This is a genomic window from Neorhizobium sp. P1_A6, from assembly GCF_056406795.1.
Genome location: NZ_JBFTZM010000011.1, coordinates 1 through 15,083, shown reverse-complemented (window position 1 = coordinate 15,083; position 15,083 = coordinate 1). Strand labels below are relative to the sequence as shown.

Here is a 15,083-nt window from a genome sequence, read left to right as displayed (position 1 = left end):
GGGGAGATTTTGCAGCATGGCGAAACTCGTTTTTGGAATGAACCAGTCCCTGGACGGCTATGTCGACCACCAGGAAATGGCGACCGGCCCCGAACTCTTTCGTCACTGGATAGAGCATGTGCGCGATCTGGCGGGCAGTGTTTATGGTCGCCGCATGTACGAGACCATGCGGTATTGGGACGAAGACCGTCCCGAGTGGAGCGCGGAACACCGCGAGTTCGCCGCAGCCTGGCAGCGCCTGCCGAAATGGGTCGTATCGCGCTCGTTGAAGTCGGTCGGCCCCAACGCCACGCTTGTCGATGATGATGTCGAGGCGATGGTCCGTGGCCTGAAGGCTCGGCTCGTCGGGGAGATCTCGGTATCCGGACCGGACCTGGCAGGAAGCCTGACCGACCTTGGCCTTATCGACGAGTATCGGCTCTACCTCCACCCCGTCGTGCTTGGCCGCGGCAAGCCGTTCTTTGCCGGCCCGCGGCCGCCGCTCCGCCTTGTTTCCACCGATCGCGTCGGCGAGGACGTGATCAGGCTGACATACGTGCCCGCCTGATCGCGCGTCTCGCCAGACGGATTGCGTCGCCGCGTCGGTATCAGTGGCTCATCGAATTGATGCCGTTGAACATCGCGTCGAAATTGCCGTTCTCGACGGCATAACGCAGCGGCTTGCAGCGTTCGACGACGACTTCCTTGACGTCCGGCTGCCCCGCCAGGATGCCCATGACCTCCGAGATGAAATCGGCAAGCGGCATGGCGTTCGGGTCGCTCGACTGGCGCTCACTCATCAGCGATGTCTGCACATAGGGTGGCACGATCTCGATCACCTGCGGCCCCGCGCCCTTGAGCTGCTCGCGGATCGCCATCGAATAGGAATGGATCGCGGCCTTGGTGGCGGAATAGGTGGGCGTCAGCGCCATCGGCACGAAGGCAAGGCCCGAGGATACGGTCAGGATCGCGGCATCTTTCTGGGCGCTCAACTGCGGCAGCAGCGCCGCGATCAGCCGGATCGGGCCGAGCAGGTTGGCGGTGATCGTCTGCTCGGCGGTCGAGAGATAGTCCGAGCCCGCGCCGATATGCTCCGGCACCATGATGCCGGCATTGTTGATGACGGCGTTCAGCGACGGATAGGCCGCCGCGAGCTCGGCCGAGAATGACCTGATTGCTTCGGCATCGGAAAGATCGAGCACCATGCCTTTCATGCCGGGATTGGCGGCGGTCACCGCGTCGAGCGTTTCCCGGCGCCGCCCGGTGATGATCACCTGGTTGCCGAGCGCATGAAACGCCTCGGCGAGAGCCCGGCCGATGCCCGAATTGCCGCCGGTGATGAGGATCGTATTGCCGTTCATTTTCATGGTCTTCGCCTTTCCGTGTTGCGTGGCCGGAAAATACGGCTATCAATCTCTTCTCGGAAGAAGGCACCCAAAAGATTTATACGCACCAAAAGGAGAGTGACTGTGGATCAAGGAATTCGCCCGTCGATGCGGTCCCCCTCAGGTCGTGAAATCCCCGACGAGATCGATCCGGTACTGGAAGAACTGGTGCGCGGCATCATCGGCCAGGTAGCCGACAAATGGACCATGCTGATCCTCGAGGTCCTGGAAGAACACGGCACGCTGCGCTTCACCCAGATCGGCAAGCTGACCGGCGGCATCAGCCAGAAGATGCTGACCCAGACGCTGCGGCAGATGGAACGCGACGGTTTCGTGTCGCGCAAGGTCTACCCGGTCATCCCGCCGAAGGTCGAATACAGCCTCACGGAACTCGGCCGAAGCCTCAGCGCCGCCTTCTGCAGCGTCTGGGAATGGGCAGCGGCGCGCCACGCCGATATCGCAGCCGCGCGAAAAGCCTTCGAGGAGCGGAACGGGCAAGCCTGAGTTTTTCTCCTTATGGAGGGGAGGAAGGTCTGTCCTTATCCGGCTGCCACCACCGCTTCCCGAGCAATGTCCATCACGTCACCCACGGCTCGCCGCGAAAAACTCCTCCGGCCCCTCGACCTCGATCAGCTTCTTTTTGTCGATCACCCAGAACCGCGTGCCAACCACCCGCACGAAGCTGCGGTCGTGCGAGACCAGCAGGCCGCTTGCCTGATGCGCCATCAGCTCGCTTTCCAGCGCCTCCTGCCCATCGATGTCGAGATGGTTGGTCGGTTCGTCGAGCAGGTAGAAATTCGGCTCGCGCAGCCTCAGCGCCAAAAGGCCGAGCCGTGCCTTCTGCCCGCCCGAAAGCTCTGCCACCGGCCGCGCCTGCATCTCCACGGTGATGCCTATGCCGGCGAGCAGCGAGCGGGCCTTCTGGTCGCCGATGTCGAACCGGTGGATGATCGTTTCGTGCGGCGTCTGCCGGTCGTCGAGATCGGCGAGCGACTGGTCGCCGTAACCGAGGATCAGCGTCGGCGTCGCCTTGATGCCGGAGATCGTCGCGGAAGGTTCGGCGATCGCCCGGCGCAGCATCGTCACCAGCCGCGTCTTGCCGGTGCCGTTGCGGCCGAGCAGCACGATCCGGTCACCCTGGCAGATGAACTGCTTGCCGGTTTTGAACAGAACCGTGCCGTCCGGCGTCGTCACCGCCGCATCCTCCAGCGTCACCAGCACCTTGGCATGGGTACCCCGATTGGCGAGGCGGATGGCGCCGGCGGAGCGTTCCAGATGCGCCGGCCTTGCCGCGTCCTCCAGCTTCTCGGCCCGTTCCTTGAGCTGTTTTGTCTTGACGACCAGCAGGTCGCTGCCCGAATTGATGCCGATATTCTTCAGCTTCGCCGCCTGCCGGCGCAGCTGATCGGCCGTTTTCATATCGCGCTCGTAGCGCTTGGCATCCGCCGCATCCGCCTCGTCGAGCGCTGCCCGCGCCCGGGAATAGGGCAGGGAGAAGGCTTGAGAGTTCTCCGGTCGCAGGAAAAGCGTGCGGTTGGTCACAGTGTCGAGGAAGGCGCGGTCGTGGCTCGACAGGATCACCGGCATGTCACGGGGGAGCGCGTTCAGCCAGTCTTCCAGAAGCGCGATCTTGGCAAGATCGAGATGGTTGGTCGGCTCGTCGAGCAGCAGCGCGTCCGGTTCGGTCACCCAGGCCCGCGCGATCAGCGCCAGCCTTTGCCAGCCGCCGCTTAGCGCGGAAAGAGGCCGTTCGCGCAATCCCTCCGGCACCTCCATCCCTTCGAGCGCTACGTCGGCACGCCAGCTTTCGCTGTCGATCTGATCGGCCGGCAGCGCCTGGAGCACGGCTTCGCGAAAACTCGCCTGCATCAGCGCGGGGGGCACGTTCTGCTCCACCATGCCGATCGTCAGCCCGCGGCTTCTGGTGATCTCGCCTTCGCTCGCATCGAGCGTGCCGGCGATGCATTTCAAGAGCGTGGACTTGCCGCGCCCGTTGGCCGCGACGATGCCGATCCGATCGCCGGCATTGACGCTGAGGTTGAGCCCGGAAAACAGCGGGCTGGACAGGGTGATTCCGAGGTTGCGGAGGTTGATGAGGCTCATTGTCGTTCTCTGGTCTTGGCTTGCAGACACAGGACATCGCGGGCAACTCGCGGCCATCATCGATGTCATGCACAGTTTGCAGCGTGTTCGGAAATCGCAGCTATGCACGAGCGGGCGCTCGGCGCTGCGGGCCACGAAGGGCAGACCAGGAAGGTGTATTTTAAGAGAAACGGCCTCTGGTCAGCCCTGCAAACGCATTTGCAGGGCGTCGACGGGACCACGCGTCCGGTAGTACCGGAAATAGAAATTGTGCACGTGACCCTCCTTTCTCTTGAATGGCACAATGGCCAAATATCATCGCATATGGGCGAATGCAACCGGACGACGCTCGGCCGGCATATCGCCGCGGAGCTTGCTCAGGACGGTTCGGCTGTTATAAGCGGCCATCGCCGATTGGCGAATTTGTTGATTTTCAGGAGAGACGCCGATGGCTGGCGATGACGACGAATACGTCTATGACGAAGCGACCGGCGACTGGCGCCCGGCCTCCGAACTGGCTGCGGCCGCAGGCGCGGGTGCCGCCGAGGTTCGCGACGCCTCCGGAACCGTCCTCAAGGACGGCGATTCCGTCACCCTGATCAAAGACCTCAAGGTCAAGGGTGCAGGCCAGACCCTGAAACAGGGCACGGTCATCAAGTCGATCAAGCTGACCGACAACCCCGAAGAAATCGACTGCCGGCATGAGGCGATCAAGGGCCTGGTGTTGCGGACGGAGTTCGTGCGCAAGCGGTGATGATTGAGGTCGATGCCGGCCGCGGTAGGCTTCGTTGCGCTCCGGGGCACCCCCCTCTGCCCTGCCGGGCATCTCCCCCTCAAGGGGGGAGATCGGCCAGAGGCGGGCTCCGAATTCTCTCTTGGGCGACAGCGCATCAGCCCGGACCAAGGCGTATTAGCTTCGGCCCGAGCGCATCAGCCTAGGGCGACAGTGTGTCGGCTCCCGCTCTCGACCTTGATTGGGGCACGGTGCAAGCCCCATCCGATCTCCCCCCTTGAGGGGGAGATGCCCGGCAGGGCAGAGGGGGGTATCACGGGCGCGACAGCCAACTAGCAACCGAAATCCGACAAGCCTCCCCGCGAATTAGCCCAAACGCTCCCCTACCGCTTCAAGCTCCCCAAGATCCCGCGCACGATCGCCCGGCCGACCTGGGTCGCAACCGTCCGGGTCACGCTCTTCATCGCTGCTTCGATGATCGTTTCGCGCTGATAGCCGGAGCGGCGCGGCTGGGCGCGGTTCTGGTCGTTGTCGTCGTCCTTGCCGCCGAAGCCCGGCAGGGTCCAGCCGGTCGTCTCGCCGGAACCGGCGGGCGGGGCGGCCTGCAGCTCGTCCTGCGCCTTCCTGGCCGCAGCGGTATCGGCGGCCTGCTTGGCGCGGGCGGCGAGGATTTCGAAGGCGGATTCGCGATCTAGGTCCTCGTCATAGAGGCCGAGCACCGGGCTCTTGTCCATCACCGCCTGCCGTTCCTGGTCGGAAAGCGGGCCGATGCGGCCGGATGGCGGACGCACCAGCGTGCGTTCCACGATCGAAGGCGCACCCTTGCCTTCGAGCGTCGAGACCAGCGCCTCGCCGGTGCCGAGATTGGTGATCGCCGTGGCGCAGTCGAAATCGGGGTTGGGGCGGAACGTATCGGCCGCCGTCTTCACCGCCTTCTGTTCGCGCGGCGTATAGGCGCGCAGCGCGTGCTGCACCCGGTTGCCGAGCTGGGCGAGCACGGTTTCCGGCACGTCGAGCGGGTTCTGGGTGACGAAATAGACGCCGACGCCCTTGGAGCGGATCAGGCGCACGACCTGTTCGACGCGCTCGGTCAGCACCTTTGGCGCGTCGTTGAAGAGCAGATGCGCCTCGTCGAAGAAGAACACCAGCTTCGGCTGTTCCGGATCGCCCACTTCCGGCAGTTCCTCGAACAGTTCGGAGAGCAGCCACAGAAGGAAGGTCGCGTAAAGCCTCGGGTTCATCATCAGCTTGTCGGCGGCAAGCACCGAAATCTGCCCGTAGCCGGTGTTCGGGTTGGTGCGCATGATGTCTGAAATCTTCAGCGCCGGTTCGCCGAAGAAGTGCTCGGCACCCTGCTGTTCCAGCACCAGCAGCCCGCGCTGGATCGATGCGACCGAGGTTTTCGAGATCAGCCCGAACTGGCTCGATAGCTCGCTGGCATTCTCGGCCATGTAATTCAGCAGCGAGGCGAAATCCTTGAGGTCGAGCAGCGGCAGGTTCGCCTTGTCGGCGATCTTGAAGGCGATGTTGATGACGCCTTCCTGCGGCTCGGACGCATCCATCAGGCGCGACAGCAGGAGCGGCCCCATCTCGGCGATGGTGGTGCGTACCCGATGGCCCTTTTCGCCGAACAGATCCCAGAAGATCACCGGGAACTGTTCGAACTCGTAATCCTGGAAACCGATCTGCTCGGCGCGCTTCAGGAGAAAGTCCTTGGCCTCGCCCTTCAAGGCGATGCCGGACAAGTCGCCCTTGATATCGGCGGCGAAGACGGGCACGCCGGCCTTTGAAAAACCTTCGGCAAGCACCTGCAGGGTCACCGTCTTGCCGGTGCCGGTGGCGCCGGTCACGAGGCCGTGGCGGTTGCCGAACTTCAGTTCCAGATATTCAGCCTTGTTGAGCGAATCGTCCGGCTTGCGGCTGCCGCCGATGAAGAGCTTTCCCGTATCGTCCATGCAACTATGCGCTCCCTGACCGCGTTCTCTGCCAACTGCTTATAGGATGTGCGGAGGCGCCGGGCAACGGCAACGAGATCGGCCCGCGCCCGCTTGCGAGGGAAGGCTGGATGGGCATGACGACCGGCGAAACGGCGGCAACATCGGAAACCGACAGGGGGCGCGAGGCCGATTCCCCGGAGGAGATTCCCTCCACGGGCCTGAAGGATGTCTTCTGGCGCGTTTATGCCAGCGTCACCCAGGATCGCATCACGCTGATCGCCGCCGGCGTCACCTATTATCTGCTGCTGGCGCTGTTTCCGGCCGCAAGCGCGCTCGTATCCCTTTATGGTTTCGTCGCGGATCCCTCGGCGATCGTCGACCGCATCGCGTTCCTGAGTTCGGTCATGCCGGCGGACGGCCTGAACATCTTTCTCGAGCAGTTGCGGGCGCTGACGTCGGAGCGCAACACGACGCTGTCGATCGCCCTGATAGGTGGCCTGGCGCTGGCGCTGTGGAGCGCCAATAACGGCATGAAGGCGCTGTTCGAGGCGATGAACGTCGCCTATGCGGAGGAGGAAAAGCGCAGCATCGTCCGCCTCAACGTCATCTCGCTGCTGTTCACGCTCGGCGCGCTTTTGCTGGCGATCGTCATCCTGTTTGCCATGGGCGTCGTGCCGGCGGTGCTGCGTTATCTCTGGCTCGACCGCTTCACGGAAATCATCATCCGCATCGCTCGCTGGCCGGTGATGATGCTGTTCGTCGCGGGCGGGATCATGATGCTCTACCGCTTCGGCCCGAGCCGCGAACCGGCCAAACTCAAGTGGCTCACCTGGGGTGCGGCATTCTCGACCATCGCATGGCTCGCCGCCTCGATTGCGGTTTCCTTCTATCTGGGGAATATTGCCGATTACAACGCCACCTACGGCACGCTCGGCGCGCTGATCGGCTTCATGGTCTGGACATGGATATCGGTCATCATCGTCGTCGTCGGCGCCGAGATCAACGCCGAGCTCGAACACCAGACGGCCCGCGATTCGACCACAGGCATGCCGGTGCCGATGGGGGCGCGCGGTGCCTACATGGCGGACACGGTGGGCGAGCCTTCCGGCGAAAGCTGAAGGTCTGGGATACGCCAACTCCCTGTTGGCTTCGGCAAAGACTGTGTGTATTACCTTGACGTGAACGTCAAAACCTTCAGGAGAGATTGATGAACGAACTGGTTTCCCGCGTCGCCGAAAATGTCGGCATTGCCCCTGACGTCGCCGAAAAGGCGATCGGCATGATGCTCGGTTTCCTGCAGCGCGAGGCCGATGACGGCGCGGTTGCCAAGATGATCGAGGCGATCCCCGGCGCATCCGAACTCGTCGCCAAGTTCAACGGCGAAGGTGCCGGCGGCGGCGGTCTTCTCGGCGGCCTGATGGCGAGCTTCGGCGGCGGCGTCATGGCGCTCGGCCAGCAGCTGATGTCCCAGGGTCTCGGCATGGGCGAAATCACCGGCCTTGCCAAGGAAACCATGGCGGTCGCCCGCGAACACGCCGGCGACGAGGTCGTCGACACGGTCATCGCTTCGGTTCCGGGCCTGTCGCAGTTCGTCTGATCGCTTTTCCGGATCGTCGGCGGCCTCTTCCGCCGGCATCCGGTCCGCTGGGGCTATTCGTGGCGTTGACAGCGCTGGTGGATGGACTTGGCTGCCGATCGTCCGGTCTCTCCGGGCTGGCGCCGGCCTTACCAAATGTTAATCCGAAACCCCCGCGGCTGCGACAGAAAAGCCATTGACTTTTAGCCGTTTAAGGCACATTTCACCACGCGAGCGACGCCTGTCCAGGCGTCCTTCTTTCAAAGGACAATTGAGATGAACCCCGACAGTCGAAGTTCGACGTCATCATACCGACCCGTTCCTCCGGGGCTCTAGTCCTTCTCGATAAGGATGCGCGCTCCGAAGGGACCGATGGTCCGAAAAAGGAGCCGTCATGCTGCGCATCCATGCCTACGACCTTGATCGCCTTGTTTCCGTCGCGTCCGATGTGCCGGCCGTTGCCGCAGCGCCGGCGACATCCGACGTGTCGGCACCCGTAACGTCCGATCTTACAACGTCCGACCTCGCAACGCCCGCTCCCGCAAAGCCTGCTATCGTCTGGTACGATCTTGTCAGCCCGACGTCCGAGGAAGAGCGAGCCGTCGGCGAGCGTCTCGGCATTACCGTGCCGACCATGGACGAGATGGAGGACATCGAGCTTTCCGCCCGCCTCTACCAGGAGGACGGCGCCGAATTCATGACCATGACGGTGCTGACCAGGCCCGATGCCGGCACGCCGCGAAAGGTTCCCGTTACCTTCATCGTCAAGGGACAGGTCCTGGTCACCGTCCGTTATGCAGAGCCGCGCCCGTTCGACGCCTTCATGGCGCGCGCCCGCAAGCCGAACGGAACCGGCCTGCATTGCAGCTACGGCGAACTCATCATGACGGGGCTGATCGAGGCGATCATCGACCGCATGGCCGATACGCTGGAACGGCTCGGCACCGAGATCGACCAGATTTCCCAGGAGGTCTTCTCGGCCAAGGCCGCCAAGGCCAACAAGAAGACGCGCGACCTGCAGGACCTCATCCGCGAGGTCGGTCAGAAGGGCGAGTTCATCACCGTCGTGCGCGAAAGCCTCGTCAGCGTCTCCCGCGTGGTTGCCTATTATGCGGCGCTCGACGGTGTCGACCGCAAGCTGACCAAGGAACTGCGCCAGCGCCTGAAACTGCTGCAACGGGACGCCACTTCGCTTGGCGATCACTCCGCCTTCCTGTCCGGCAAGATCAATTTCCTGCTGGATGCGACGCTGGGGCTGATCAATCTCGAACAGAACCAGATCATCAAGATCTTCTCGGTCGCCTCCGTCGTCTTCCTGCCGCCGACCCTGGTCGCCTCGATCTACGGCATGAACTTCGCCAACCAGCCGGAACTGCAATGGACCTACGGCTATCATATGGCGATTGCCATGATGATCGTCTCGATGGCCCTGCCGTATCTCTATTTCAAGCGGAAAGGCTGGCTGTGACCAGGGAAGGCTTCCGGATGTTTCCGGGGTGCTTCCATCGATCTTCTCGTCAAATGGATTTAGGCAATAAAAATGCGCCGGGAATGACCCGGCGCATAGTTGCATCAAGCGGCTGAACGCTCAATTATCCCAATCCGGGGCCAGGTGCCCCGGGTTGACGATGCGGCCGGTCGGTCTGGCAAGCGCGTGGATCGCCTGCATCTCGTCCTCCGACAGCGCGAAATCGAACACGTCGAAATTTTCTGGCAGACGGGAAACGGTCGCGGTCTTGGAAAGCGCGATCACGTCCTTCTGCTGGATCGCCCAGCGCAGCGTCACCTGGGCGGCTGTCTTGCCGTGCTTGGCGCCGATATCCTTCAGCACCGCGTCGCCCGGAACCGCGCCGTTCGCCATCAGGTAATAGGCGGTCAGCGACATGCCGTGCTCGGCGACTTCGGCCAGAACCTTCGTCTGGTCGAGATAGGGATGGTATTCCACCTGGTTGGTGGCAAGCGGTGCATCCGAAAGCTTCACCGCTTCGGCGATCAGCGCGACGGAAAAATTGGAGACGCCGATATTCTTCACCTTGCCGGCCTTTTTGAGCGCGTTCAACGCACCCATGCGGTCGGCGAGCGGCATTTCGCTCTGCGGCCAGTGGAGGAGAAGCAGGTCGACATAATCTGTCTTCAGCTTGGCGAGGCTCTCGTCGACCGAGGCGAGGAAGGCGGCATGGCCGACGCGGTCGACCCAGACCTTGGTGGTGAGGAAGATATCGGCGCGCGGGATGCCGGACTTGGAAAGCACATCGCCGACGGCTGCCTCGTTCTTGTAGATCTGTGCGGTATCGACATGGCGGAAGCCGAGCTTCAGGGCCTCCGGCAGCACGCGGGCGACGTCTTCGTCGGGCATGCGGAACGTGCCGAAGCCGAGGGCGGGAATGTTGGCGCCATTGGCGCTGACTGTGAACATATTGAACTCCTGAAGGGAAAGCCCGGCAAACGGCCGGGCCAAATGAGGCCCGTATTACATGGACCGATTCTGTGACGGATCAACCACCCTGATTTCAGGAGGCGTCAGCCGGCAAGCGGCGGGTTGAGGCGGGCAAAACCCTCCTGGCGCCGATAGGGGAAATGCGGATAGGGGGCGGTGACGGCGCTGGCCGCATCCAGCCTGCCGATCTGCTCCGGTGTCAACGACCAGCCGACGGCCCCGAGATTCTGGCGAAGCTGCTCCTCGTTGCGGGCGCCGATGATGACGGAGGAAACGGTGGGCCGGCTGACAAGCCAGTTGATCGCCACCTGCGGCACCGTCTTGCCCGTCTCGTCCGCCACCACCTGCAGCGCATCGACCACCCGGTAGAGCAGCTCGTCTTCGACAGGCGGGCCGAAATCCGCCGTCTCATGCAGGCGGCTGCTTTCCGGAAGCGGCTTGCCGCGGCTGATCCTGCCGGTGAGCCTTCCCCAGCCAAGCGGGCTCCAGACCAGCGCGCCAAGCCCCTGGTCCATGCCCAAGGGCATCAGGTCCCATTCGTAGTCGCGGCCGATCAGCGAATAATAGACCTGGTTCACGACATAACGCGTCCAGCCATGTTTCTCGGCGGCGGCGAGCGATTTCATGATCTGCCAGCCGGAGAAGTTCGAGACGCCGATGTAACGCAGCTTCCCATCCTTCACGAGCTGGTCGAGCGTCGAGACGACCTCTTCGACCGGCGTCGAGGCATCGAAGGCATGCAGCTGGAAGATGTCGATATGGTCGGTGCCGAGCCGCTTCAGGGCCGCATCCACGGAAGCGATCAGCCGGGAGCGGGAAGAGCCCCAGTCGTTCGGCCCGTCGCCGGTCGGCAGGCTGGCCTTGGTGGAGATCAGCACTTGGTCGCGCCGGCCCTTGATCGCCTGGCCGAGCACCTCTTCCGAAGCACCGTTCGAATAGACGTCGGCCGTATCGAACAGGTTGACGCCGGCCTCGAGGCAGATGTCGACGAGGCGGCGGGCTTCCTCGACATCGGTCGTGCCCCAGTGGCTGAACAGTGGTCCGGAACCGCCGAACGTGCCGGCACCGAAGCTTAATACCGGCACCCTGAGGCCGGATTGTCCGAGATTGCGGTATTCCATGGTCGTGATCCTTTGGTGTGTCGGTTATTCGGCCGGGCAGGAGAGGGCGGGCGCGCCGCTGATGGCGGTCTCGCGCTTGTCCAGCCGGATGGCGAAGAGGGCGACGGCAAGGGCTGCAAGCGGCACCAGGCCGGCGATCAGAGTGACCGAGCCGAGACCCGGGCCATGGTCGATAACCACGCCGCCGAGCCAGGCGCCGATGGCATTGCCGAGGTTGAAGGCGGCGATGTTGAACGACGAGGCAAGTCCCTGGCCGGCACCTTCGGCCTTCTGCAGCACCCAGATCTGAAGCGGCGAAACGGTGGCGAAGGCTGCGGCGCCGAACAGGCCGATGGCGATGACCGCGAGCACCGGCTGGTGGATCGCCGCGGTCAGTGCCAGCAGCACGGCGGAGAGCGCGACGAGGCTGGCGACGATGGTCGGCACCAGATGACGGTCGGCAAGCCAGCCGCCGGCCAGATTGCCGATCACCAGGCCGCCGCCGAAGACGAGCAGGATCGGCGAAACGGCGGCTTCCGAAAAGCCGGTGATCTGGGTGAGGATCGGGGCGATATAGGTGAAGCCTGCAAACACGCCGACCCAACTCAGCACGGTGATCAGCAGCCCGAGCAGGACCGAGCGGCGGCCGAGAACGGCAAGCGCACCCTGCGCGCTCTCTTCGTGGTTGTCCGCAGCCTTGTCCTTCGGGACGAACAGCGCGATCACGGCGAGCGCCACGAGACCGATCAGGGTGACGGCAAAGAAGGTCGAGCGCCAGCCATAGGCTTGGCCGAGCCACGTACCGAAGGGGACGCCGAGAATATTGGCGACCGTCAGGCCGGTGAACATGATGGCGATGGCCGAAGCCTTCTTGTTCGGGGCAACCAGGCTGGTGGCGACCACCGAGCCGACGCCGAAGAACGAGGCATGCGCGAACGCGGTCAGCACCCGGGCGGCCATCAGCGTCCAGTAGTCGGGCGCCAGCGCACAGGCGAGGTTGCCGACGGTGAACACCACCATCAGACTCATCAGCAGGGTCTTGCGCGACCATTTGCCTGTCAGCATGCCGAGGATGGGCGCACCGACGACGACGCCGAGCGCGTAACCGGAGATCAAGAGGCCGGCGGCCGAGATCGACACGCCGAGATCTTTGCTGACGTCGATCAGCAGACCCATGATGACGAATTCGGTGACGCCGATGCCGAAGGCACCGGCCGTCAGCGCGTAGAGAGCGAGAGGCATTGGCTTGGATCCTTGTCCTTGGGAGGAAGGAATTGAGTTTGATGAACCGCAATATCGTCGCGTCGGACTTGCCTGTGTAGCCGCATAAGCGGATAATCATTTGTGAATTGAAGTCACAGGTGACATTGATGGTGGAGCAAGACCGCCCCCCTCTGGCCTGCCGGCCATCTCCCCCTCGGGTGGGGAGATTGGCTGGGCGCCTGCTCACCGCTCTACACTCGACGTCTCATCCGGGGCGCCGACCAACCAGGGGACGACGGTTTGTTTGGAAGCGGCGATCGCGCCACTTGTGATCTCCCCACCCGTGGGGGAGATGGCCGGCAGGCCAGAGGGGGCGCCGCGGCAGAACCGAAATGATCGAAATCTGAAAGCGAGCCCCAAATGGATAACCGCGCCGGTGAAATGGAAGTGTTTGCGCTGGCCGCCGAGCTGAAGAGCTTCTCGGCCGCCGGTCGCAAGCTAAAGCTCTCCCCGTCCGCCGTCAGTAAACTCGTCACCCGCCTGGAGGACCGGCTCGGCACCCGCCTCGTGGTCCGGTCCACCCGCATGTTGCAGTTGACGCCGGAGGGGGAGACCTATCTGGCGCGGGCACAGCGCATCCTGGCCGAGATCGCCGATACGGAGGAAATGGTCTCCGGCGGCGGGCGGACGCTGCCGCGCGGGCCGCTGTCGATCAACGCTTCGGTCGGCTTCGGAGAACGTTATGTCCTGCCGCTCACCTGCGAGTTCCAGCAGCTTTTCCCCGATATTCAGCTCGATATCACCCTGACCGACGATATCGTCGATCTCATTCGCGAACGGGTCGACATCGCCATCCGCCATGGGCCGATGCGCAATTCGTCGCTGATGGCGCGAAAGCTCGGCGAGAGCCGCCAGGTGGTGATCGCCTCGCCCGGCTATCTGGAGCGTCACGGTGTCCCGAAAATGCCGGCCGAGCTCATCCATCACAACTGCATCAATTTTAATTTCCGGCGGGCGGTCGAAGGCTGGCCTTTTCGTGATCCGAAAACCGGCAGCCGGGAGCTGTTGCCGGTTTCCGGAAACCTGAAGGCGAGTAGCGGCTCGATCATCCGGCAGTTCTGCCTGGATCATCTCGGCATCGGCCGGGTCGGGCGTTTCCATGTGGAACCGGATATCGAGGCGGGCCGACTCGTGCCGGTTCTGGAGGATTTCAATCCCGAAGATATCGAGGAAATCCATGCCGTTTATGCCGGCCACGAGCATCTCGCCCTGCGCATTCGCACATACATCGACTTTATCGCGGCACGACTTTAAGAGACCGTTCCGTTCACGCTGATCGGCAAACGTGTCTTTCGGGCCACAGTTTCGCCTTGTATTGGTCATTTTTGCCACCCACATCGGCGGGATTAGGAGAATCTAATCCCATGAATGACCAGCTGAATGAAATCATCGCCCGCATCCGGGCGGAGGTGGCTGCCGCTTCGGCCGATCGCTCGCATGTCGCCATGTCGATGGAGGACCTGCTGCTGCTTGTTCAGAACTTTGAAAGCCTGCGTTCCGAGCGGGAGGAGCTGCGCCGCAGGGCGGAGCTGCATGCCGACGTGATCGAGGCGGTGAGGGTTTTTATGGAAGCCTATCGCGACAAATACAAGAACTACGGCAGCGGCGGCGTGCGCCCGAGTGCAGTCCTGCGCCACGAGGTGTGGCGAGTCTATGCTGCGATGCGCGGTCTGCCGATCGCCAATGACAGCATGTTCTGAAGCCCGCTACTGCCGGTGACCCATCCTAGTCCCGATCCGGTGCGCCGAGCGGGAAGAACGAGCGGTAAGGCCGGGCCTCGTCCACCGCGCGCGCAAAAGACGGTCGGGCGAGCAGCCGCTTGCGATAGGCCCGCACATGGGCGAACTGCTCGCCGATCCGGTGCGTCCAGTCCGCATAGAAGAGGGCGGGCGCCGCGGCGCAGTCGGCGAGGCTGAATGCCACTCCGGCCGCCCATTCCCGGTCCGCCATGCGCTGGTCGAGCCAGCCATAGGCGGCGTCCAGCATGTCGCGGGCTTCCTGCACGCCATAGGGATCGCGGCTCTCTTCCGGGCGGATGGCGTTGAAGACGACCTTCTGCTGCGGGATGGAGACGTAGTTGTCGAAGAAGCGGTCCATCATCCGCACATCGAGCGCCGCGTCCGCGTCGTCCGGGATCAGTTTTACCGGGCCGGGATAATGCTGGTCGAGATATTCGATGACGATCGACGATTCGAAGACCCGTTTCTCCCCGTCGATCAGGATCGGAAAACGCTTCACCGGCCACATGCTGCAGAGATCCTGGTAAGCCGAAGGATCCTCCGGCCCGAGCATGCGGGTGTCGAAGTCGGTACCGTTCTCATAGAGCGCGGTCAGCACCTTCTGGCAGTAGGACGAGAATGGATGTGAATACAGAACCGGACGCATGACGGCCTCCCATAACCGATTGCGAATTGAAACTGGTTTAGGAATAACTCAGCTGATTGCTTTTTGCAACTGGTTTATGCTGGCATGATTTCCTGCCGAGCAAGATCGCCCCCCTCTGCCCTGCCGGGCATCTCCCCCACAGGTGGGGAGATCACAAGCGGCTCGACCTTCGCCCAATATTGACCTGCGCGGAATAGTAGTAGTAG

General features: G+C 63.1%; 16 protein-coding genes. 9 read left to right on the top strand and 7 right to left on the bottom strand.

Annotation, left to right across the window (positions count from 1 at the left end):
- Positions 1-16: 16 nt before the first annotated feature.
- Positions 17-547, top strand: coding sequence for a dihydrofolate reductase family protein (locus AC1D3C_RS21040; RefSeq protein ID WP_477484206.1), 531 nt, complete (start codon positions 17-19; stop codon positions 545-547).
- A gap of 40 nt (positions 548-587) precedes the next feature.
- On the opposite strand, the gene AC1D3C_RS21035 is transcribed toward AC1D3C_RS21040, so the two are convergent.
- Entirely contained in the window at positions 588-1,346 is a 759-nt protein-coding gene (locus tag AC1D3C_RS21035) for an SDR family oxidoreductase (protein ID WP_477484205.1), read from the bottom strand.
- A 126-nt stretch (positions 1,347-1,472) separates the two neighbouring features.
- On the opposite strand from AC1D3C_RS21035, the gene AC1D3C_RS21030 reads away from it, so the two are divergent.
- Positions 1,473-1,868, top strand: a complete 396-nt coding sequence (locus tag AC1D3C_RS21030) for a winged helix-turn-helix transcriptional regulator (RefSeq protein WP_477484204.1) — start codon at positions 1,473-1,475, stop codon at positions 1,866-1,868.
- A 78-nt stretch (positions 1,869-1,946) separates the two neighbouring features.
- On the opposite strand, the gene AC1D3C_RS21025 is transcribed toward AC1D3C_RS21030, so the two are convergent.
- On the bottom strand, positions 1,947-3,467 hold the full coding sequence (locus AC1D3C_RS21025) for an ABC-F family ATP-binding cassette domain-containing protein (RefSeq protein WP_477484203.1): 1,521 nt from the start codon (positions 3,465-3,467) through the stop codon (positions 1,947-1,949).
- Positions 3,468-3,569: 102 nt separating this feature from the next.
- Between AC1D3C_RS21025 and AC1D3C_RS21020 the strand changes: the two genes are divergently transcribed.
- Together AC1D3C_RS21020 and AC1D3C_RS21015 are read left to right on the top strand one after the other, a co-directional pair.
- The gene (locus tag AC1D3C_RS21020; protein WP_477484202.1) at positions 3,570-3,908 is read left to right on the top strand and encodes a hypothetical protein; all 339 of its coding nucleotides are present in this window, start codon (positions 3,570-3,572) and stop codon (positions 3,906-3,908) included.
- Positions 3,895-4,200, top strand: a complete 306-nt coding sequence (locus AC1D3C_RS21015) for an alkylphosphonate utilization protein (protein ID WP_046631329.1) — start codon at positions 3,895-3,897, stop codon at positions 4,198-4,200. Before AC1D3C_RS21020 ends, AC1D3C_RS21015 begins: the two co-directional genes overlap by 14 nt.
- Positions 4,201-4,562: 362 nt before the next feature.
- Here the strand turns inward: AC1D3C_RS21015 and AC1D3C_RS21010 are convergent, their stop codons facing one another.
- Entirely contained in the window at positions 4,563-6,134 is a 1,572-nt protein-coding gene (locus tag AC1D3C_RS21010) for a helicase HerA-like C-terminal domain-containing protein (protein ID WP_477484201.1), read from the bottom strand.
- Positions 6,135-6,244: 110 nt separating this feature from the next.
- Here AC1D3C_RS21010 and AC1D3C_RS21005 point away from each other — a divergent pair, with 110 nt between their 5' ends.
- The 3 genes from AC1D3C_RS21005 to AC1D3C_RS20995 all read left to right on the top strand — a co-directional run bounded on the left by AC1D3C_RS21005 (position 6,245) and on the right by AC1D3C_RS20995 (position 9,160).
- Positions 6,245-7,234: a YihY/virulence factor BrkB family protein gene (locus tag AC1D3C_RS21005; protein WP_477484200.1), complete on the top strand. Its 990-nt coding sequence runs from the start codon at positions 6,245-6,247 to the stop codon at positions 7,232-7,234.
- A gap of 89 nt (positions 7,235-7,323) precedes the next feature.
- Positions 7,324-7,713 (top strand): hypothetical protein, encoded by a 390-nt coding sequence (locus tag AC1D3C_RS21000; RefSeq protein WP_007764435.1) that lies wholly within the window; start codon positions 7,324-7,326, stop codon positions 7,711-7,713.
- 373 nt (positions 7,714-8,086) lie between these two features.
- Entirely contained in the window at positions 8,087-9,160 is a 1,074-nt protein-coding gene (locus AC1D3C_RS20995; RefSeq protein ID WP_477484199.1) for a magnesium transporter CorA family protein, read from the top strand.
- A gap of 120 nt (positions 9,161-9,280) precedes the next feature.
- On the opposite strand, the gene AC1D3C_RS20990 is transcribed toward AC1D3C_RS20995, so the two are convergent.
- The 3 genes from AC1D3C_RS20990 to AC1D3C_RS20980 all read right to left on the bottom strand — a co-directional run bounded on the left by AC1D3C_RS20990 (position 9,281) and on the right by AC1D3C_RS20980 (position 12,471).
- The gene (locus tag AC1D3C_RS20990) at positions 9,281-10,108 is read right to left on the bottom strand and encodes an aldo/keto reductase (protein ID WP_477484198.1); all 828 of its coding nucleotides are present in this window, start codon (positions 10,106-10,108) and stop codon (positions 9,281-9,283) included.
- Between the two features lie 104 nt (positions 10,109-10,212).
- On the bottom strand, positions 10,213-11,250 hold the full coding sequence (locus AC1D3C_RS20985; protein WP_477484197.1) for an aldo/keto reductase: 1,038 nt from the start codon (positions 11,248-11,250) through the stop codon (positions 10,213-10,215).
- A 24-nt stretch (positions 11,251-11,274) separates the two neighbouring features.
- Positions 11,275-12,471 carry an MFS transporter gene (locus AC1D3C_RS20980; protein WP_477484196.1) on the bottom strand — a complete coding sequence of 399 codons (1,197 nt, stop codon included), beginning with the start codon at positions 12,469-12,471 and terminating at the stop codon, positions 11,275-11,277.
- A 381-nt stretch (positions 12,472-12,852) separates the two neighbouring features.
- Here AC1D3C_RS20980 and AC1D3C_RS20975 point away from each other — a divergent pair, with 381 nt between their 5' ends.
- Entirely contained in the window at positions 12,853-13,746 is an 894-nt protein-coding gene (locus AC1D3C_RS20975) for a LysR family transcriptional regulator (protein WP_477484195.1), read from the top strand.
- A gap of 110 nt (positions 13,747-13,856) precedes the next feature.
- Positions 13,857-14,192, top strand: a complete 336-nt coding sequence (locus tag AC1D3C_RS20970; RefSeq protein ID WP_477484194.1) for a hypothetical protein — start codon at positions 13,857-13,859, stop codon at positions 14,190-14,192.
- A gap of 25 nt (positions 14,193-14,217) precedes the next feature.
- Here AC1D3C_RS20970 and AC1D3C_RS20965 read toward each other — a convergent pair whose 3' ends face one another.
- Complete coding sequence (locus AC1D3C_RS20965; RefSeq protein WP_477484193.1) at positions 14,218-14,877, bottom strand: glutathione S-transferase family protein; 660 nt, start codon at positions 14,875-14,877, stop codon at positions 14,218-14,220.
- Positions 14,878-15,083 lie beyond the last annotated feature (206 nt).

Excerpts from the sequence above, each read along its gene's own strand:
- AC1D3C_RS21040 (WP_477484206.1), top strand. The coding sequence starts at position 17 with ATGGCGAAACTCGTTTTTGGAATGAACCAGTCCCTGGACGGCTATGTC.
- AC1D3C_RS21035 (WP_477484205.1), bottom strand. The coding sequence starts at position 1,346 with ATGAAAATGAACGGCAATACGATCCTCATCACCGGCGGCAATTCGGGC.
- AC1D3C_RS21030 (WP_477484204.1), top strand. The coding sequence starts at position 1,473 with ATGCGGTCCCCCTCAGGTCGTGAAATCCCCGACGAGATCGATCCGGTA.
- AC1D3C_RS21025 (WP_477484203.1), bottom strand. The coding sequence starts at position 3,467 with ATGAGCCTCATCAACCTCCGCAACCTCGGAATCACCCTGTCCAGCCCG.
- AC1D3C_RS21020 (WP_477484202.1), top strand. The coding sequence starts at position 3,570 with ATGCACGAGCGGGCGCTCGGCGCTGCGGGCCACGAAGGGCAGACCAGG.
- AC1D3C_RS21015 (WP_046631329.1), top strand. The coding sequence starts at position 3,895 with ATGGCTGGCGATGACGACGAATACGTCTATGACGAAGCGACCGGCGAC.
- AC1D3C_RS21010 (WP_477484201.1), bottom strand. The coding sequence starts at position 6,134 with ATGGACGATACGGGAAAGCTCTTCATCGGCGGCAGCCGCAAGCCGGAC.
- AC1D3C_RS21005 (WP_477484200.1), top strand. The coding sequence starts at position 6,245 with ATGGGCATGACGACCGGCGAAACGGCGGCAACATCGGAAACCGACAGG.
- AC1D3C_RS21000 (WP_007764435.1), top strand. The coding sequence starts at position 7,324 with ATGAACGAACTGGTTTCCCGCGTCGCCGAAAATGTCGGCATTGCCCCT.
- AC1D3C_RS20995 (WP_477484199.1), top strand. The coding sequence starts at position 8,087 with ATGCTGCGCATCCATGCCTACGACCTTGATCGCCTTGTTTCCGTCGCG.
- AC1D3C_RS20990 (WP_477484198.1), bottom strand. The coding sequence starts at position 10,108 with ATGTTCACAGTCAGCGCCAATGGCGCCAACATTCCCGCCCTCGGCTTC.
- AC1D3C_RS20985 (WP_477484197.1), bottom strand. The coding sequence starts at position 11,250 with ATGGAATACCGCAATCTCGGACAATCCGGCCTCAGGGTGCCGGTATTA.
- AC1D3C_RS20980 (WP_477484196.1), bottom strand. The coding sequence starts at position 12,471 with ATGCCTCTCGCTCTCTACGCGCTGACGGCCGGTGCCTTCGGCATCGGC.
- AC1D3C_RS20975 (WP_477484195.1), top strand. The coding sequence starts at position 12,853 with ATGGATAACCGCGCCGGTGAAATGGAAGTGTTTGCGCTGGCCGCCGAG.
- AC1D3C_RS20970 (WP_477484194.1), top strand. The coding sequence starts at position 13,857 with ATGAATGACCAGCTGAATGAAATCATCGCCCGCATCCGGGCGGAGGTG.
- AC1D3C_RS20965 (WP_477484193.1), bottom strand. The coding sequence starts at position 14,877 with ATGCGTCCGGTTCTGTATTCACATCCATTCTCGTCCTACTGCCAGAAG.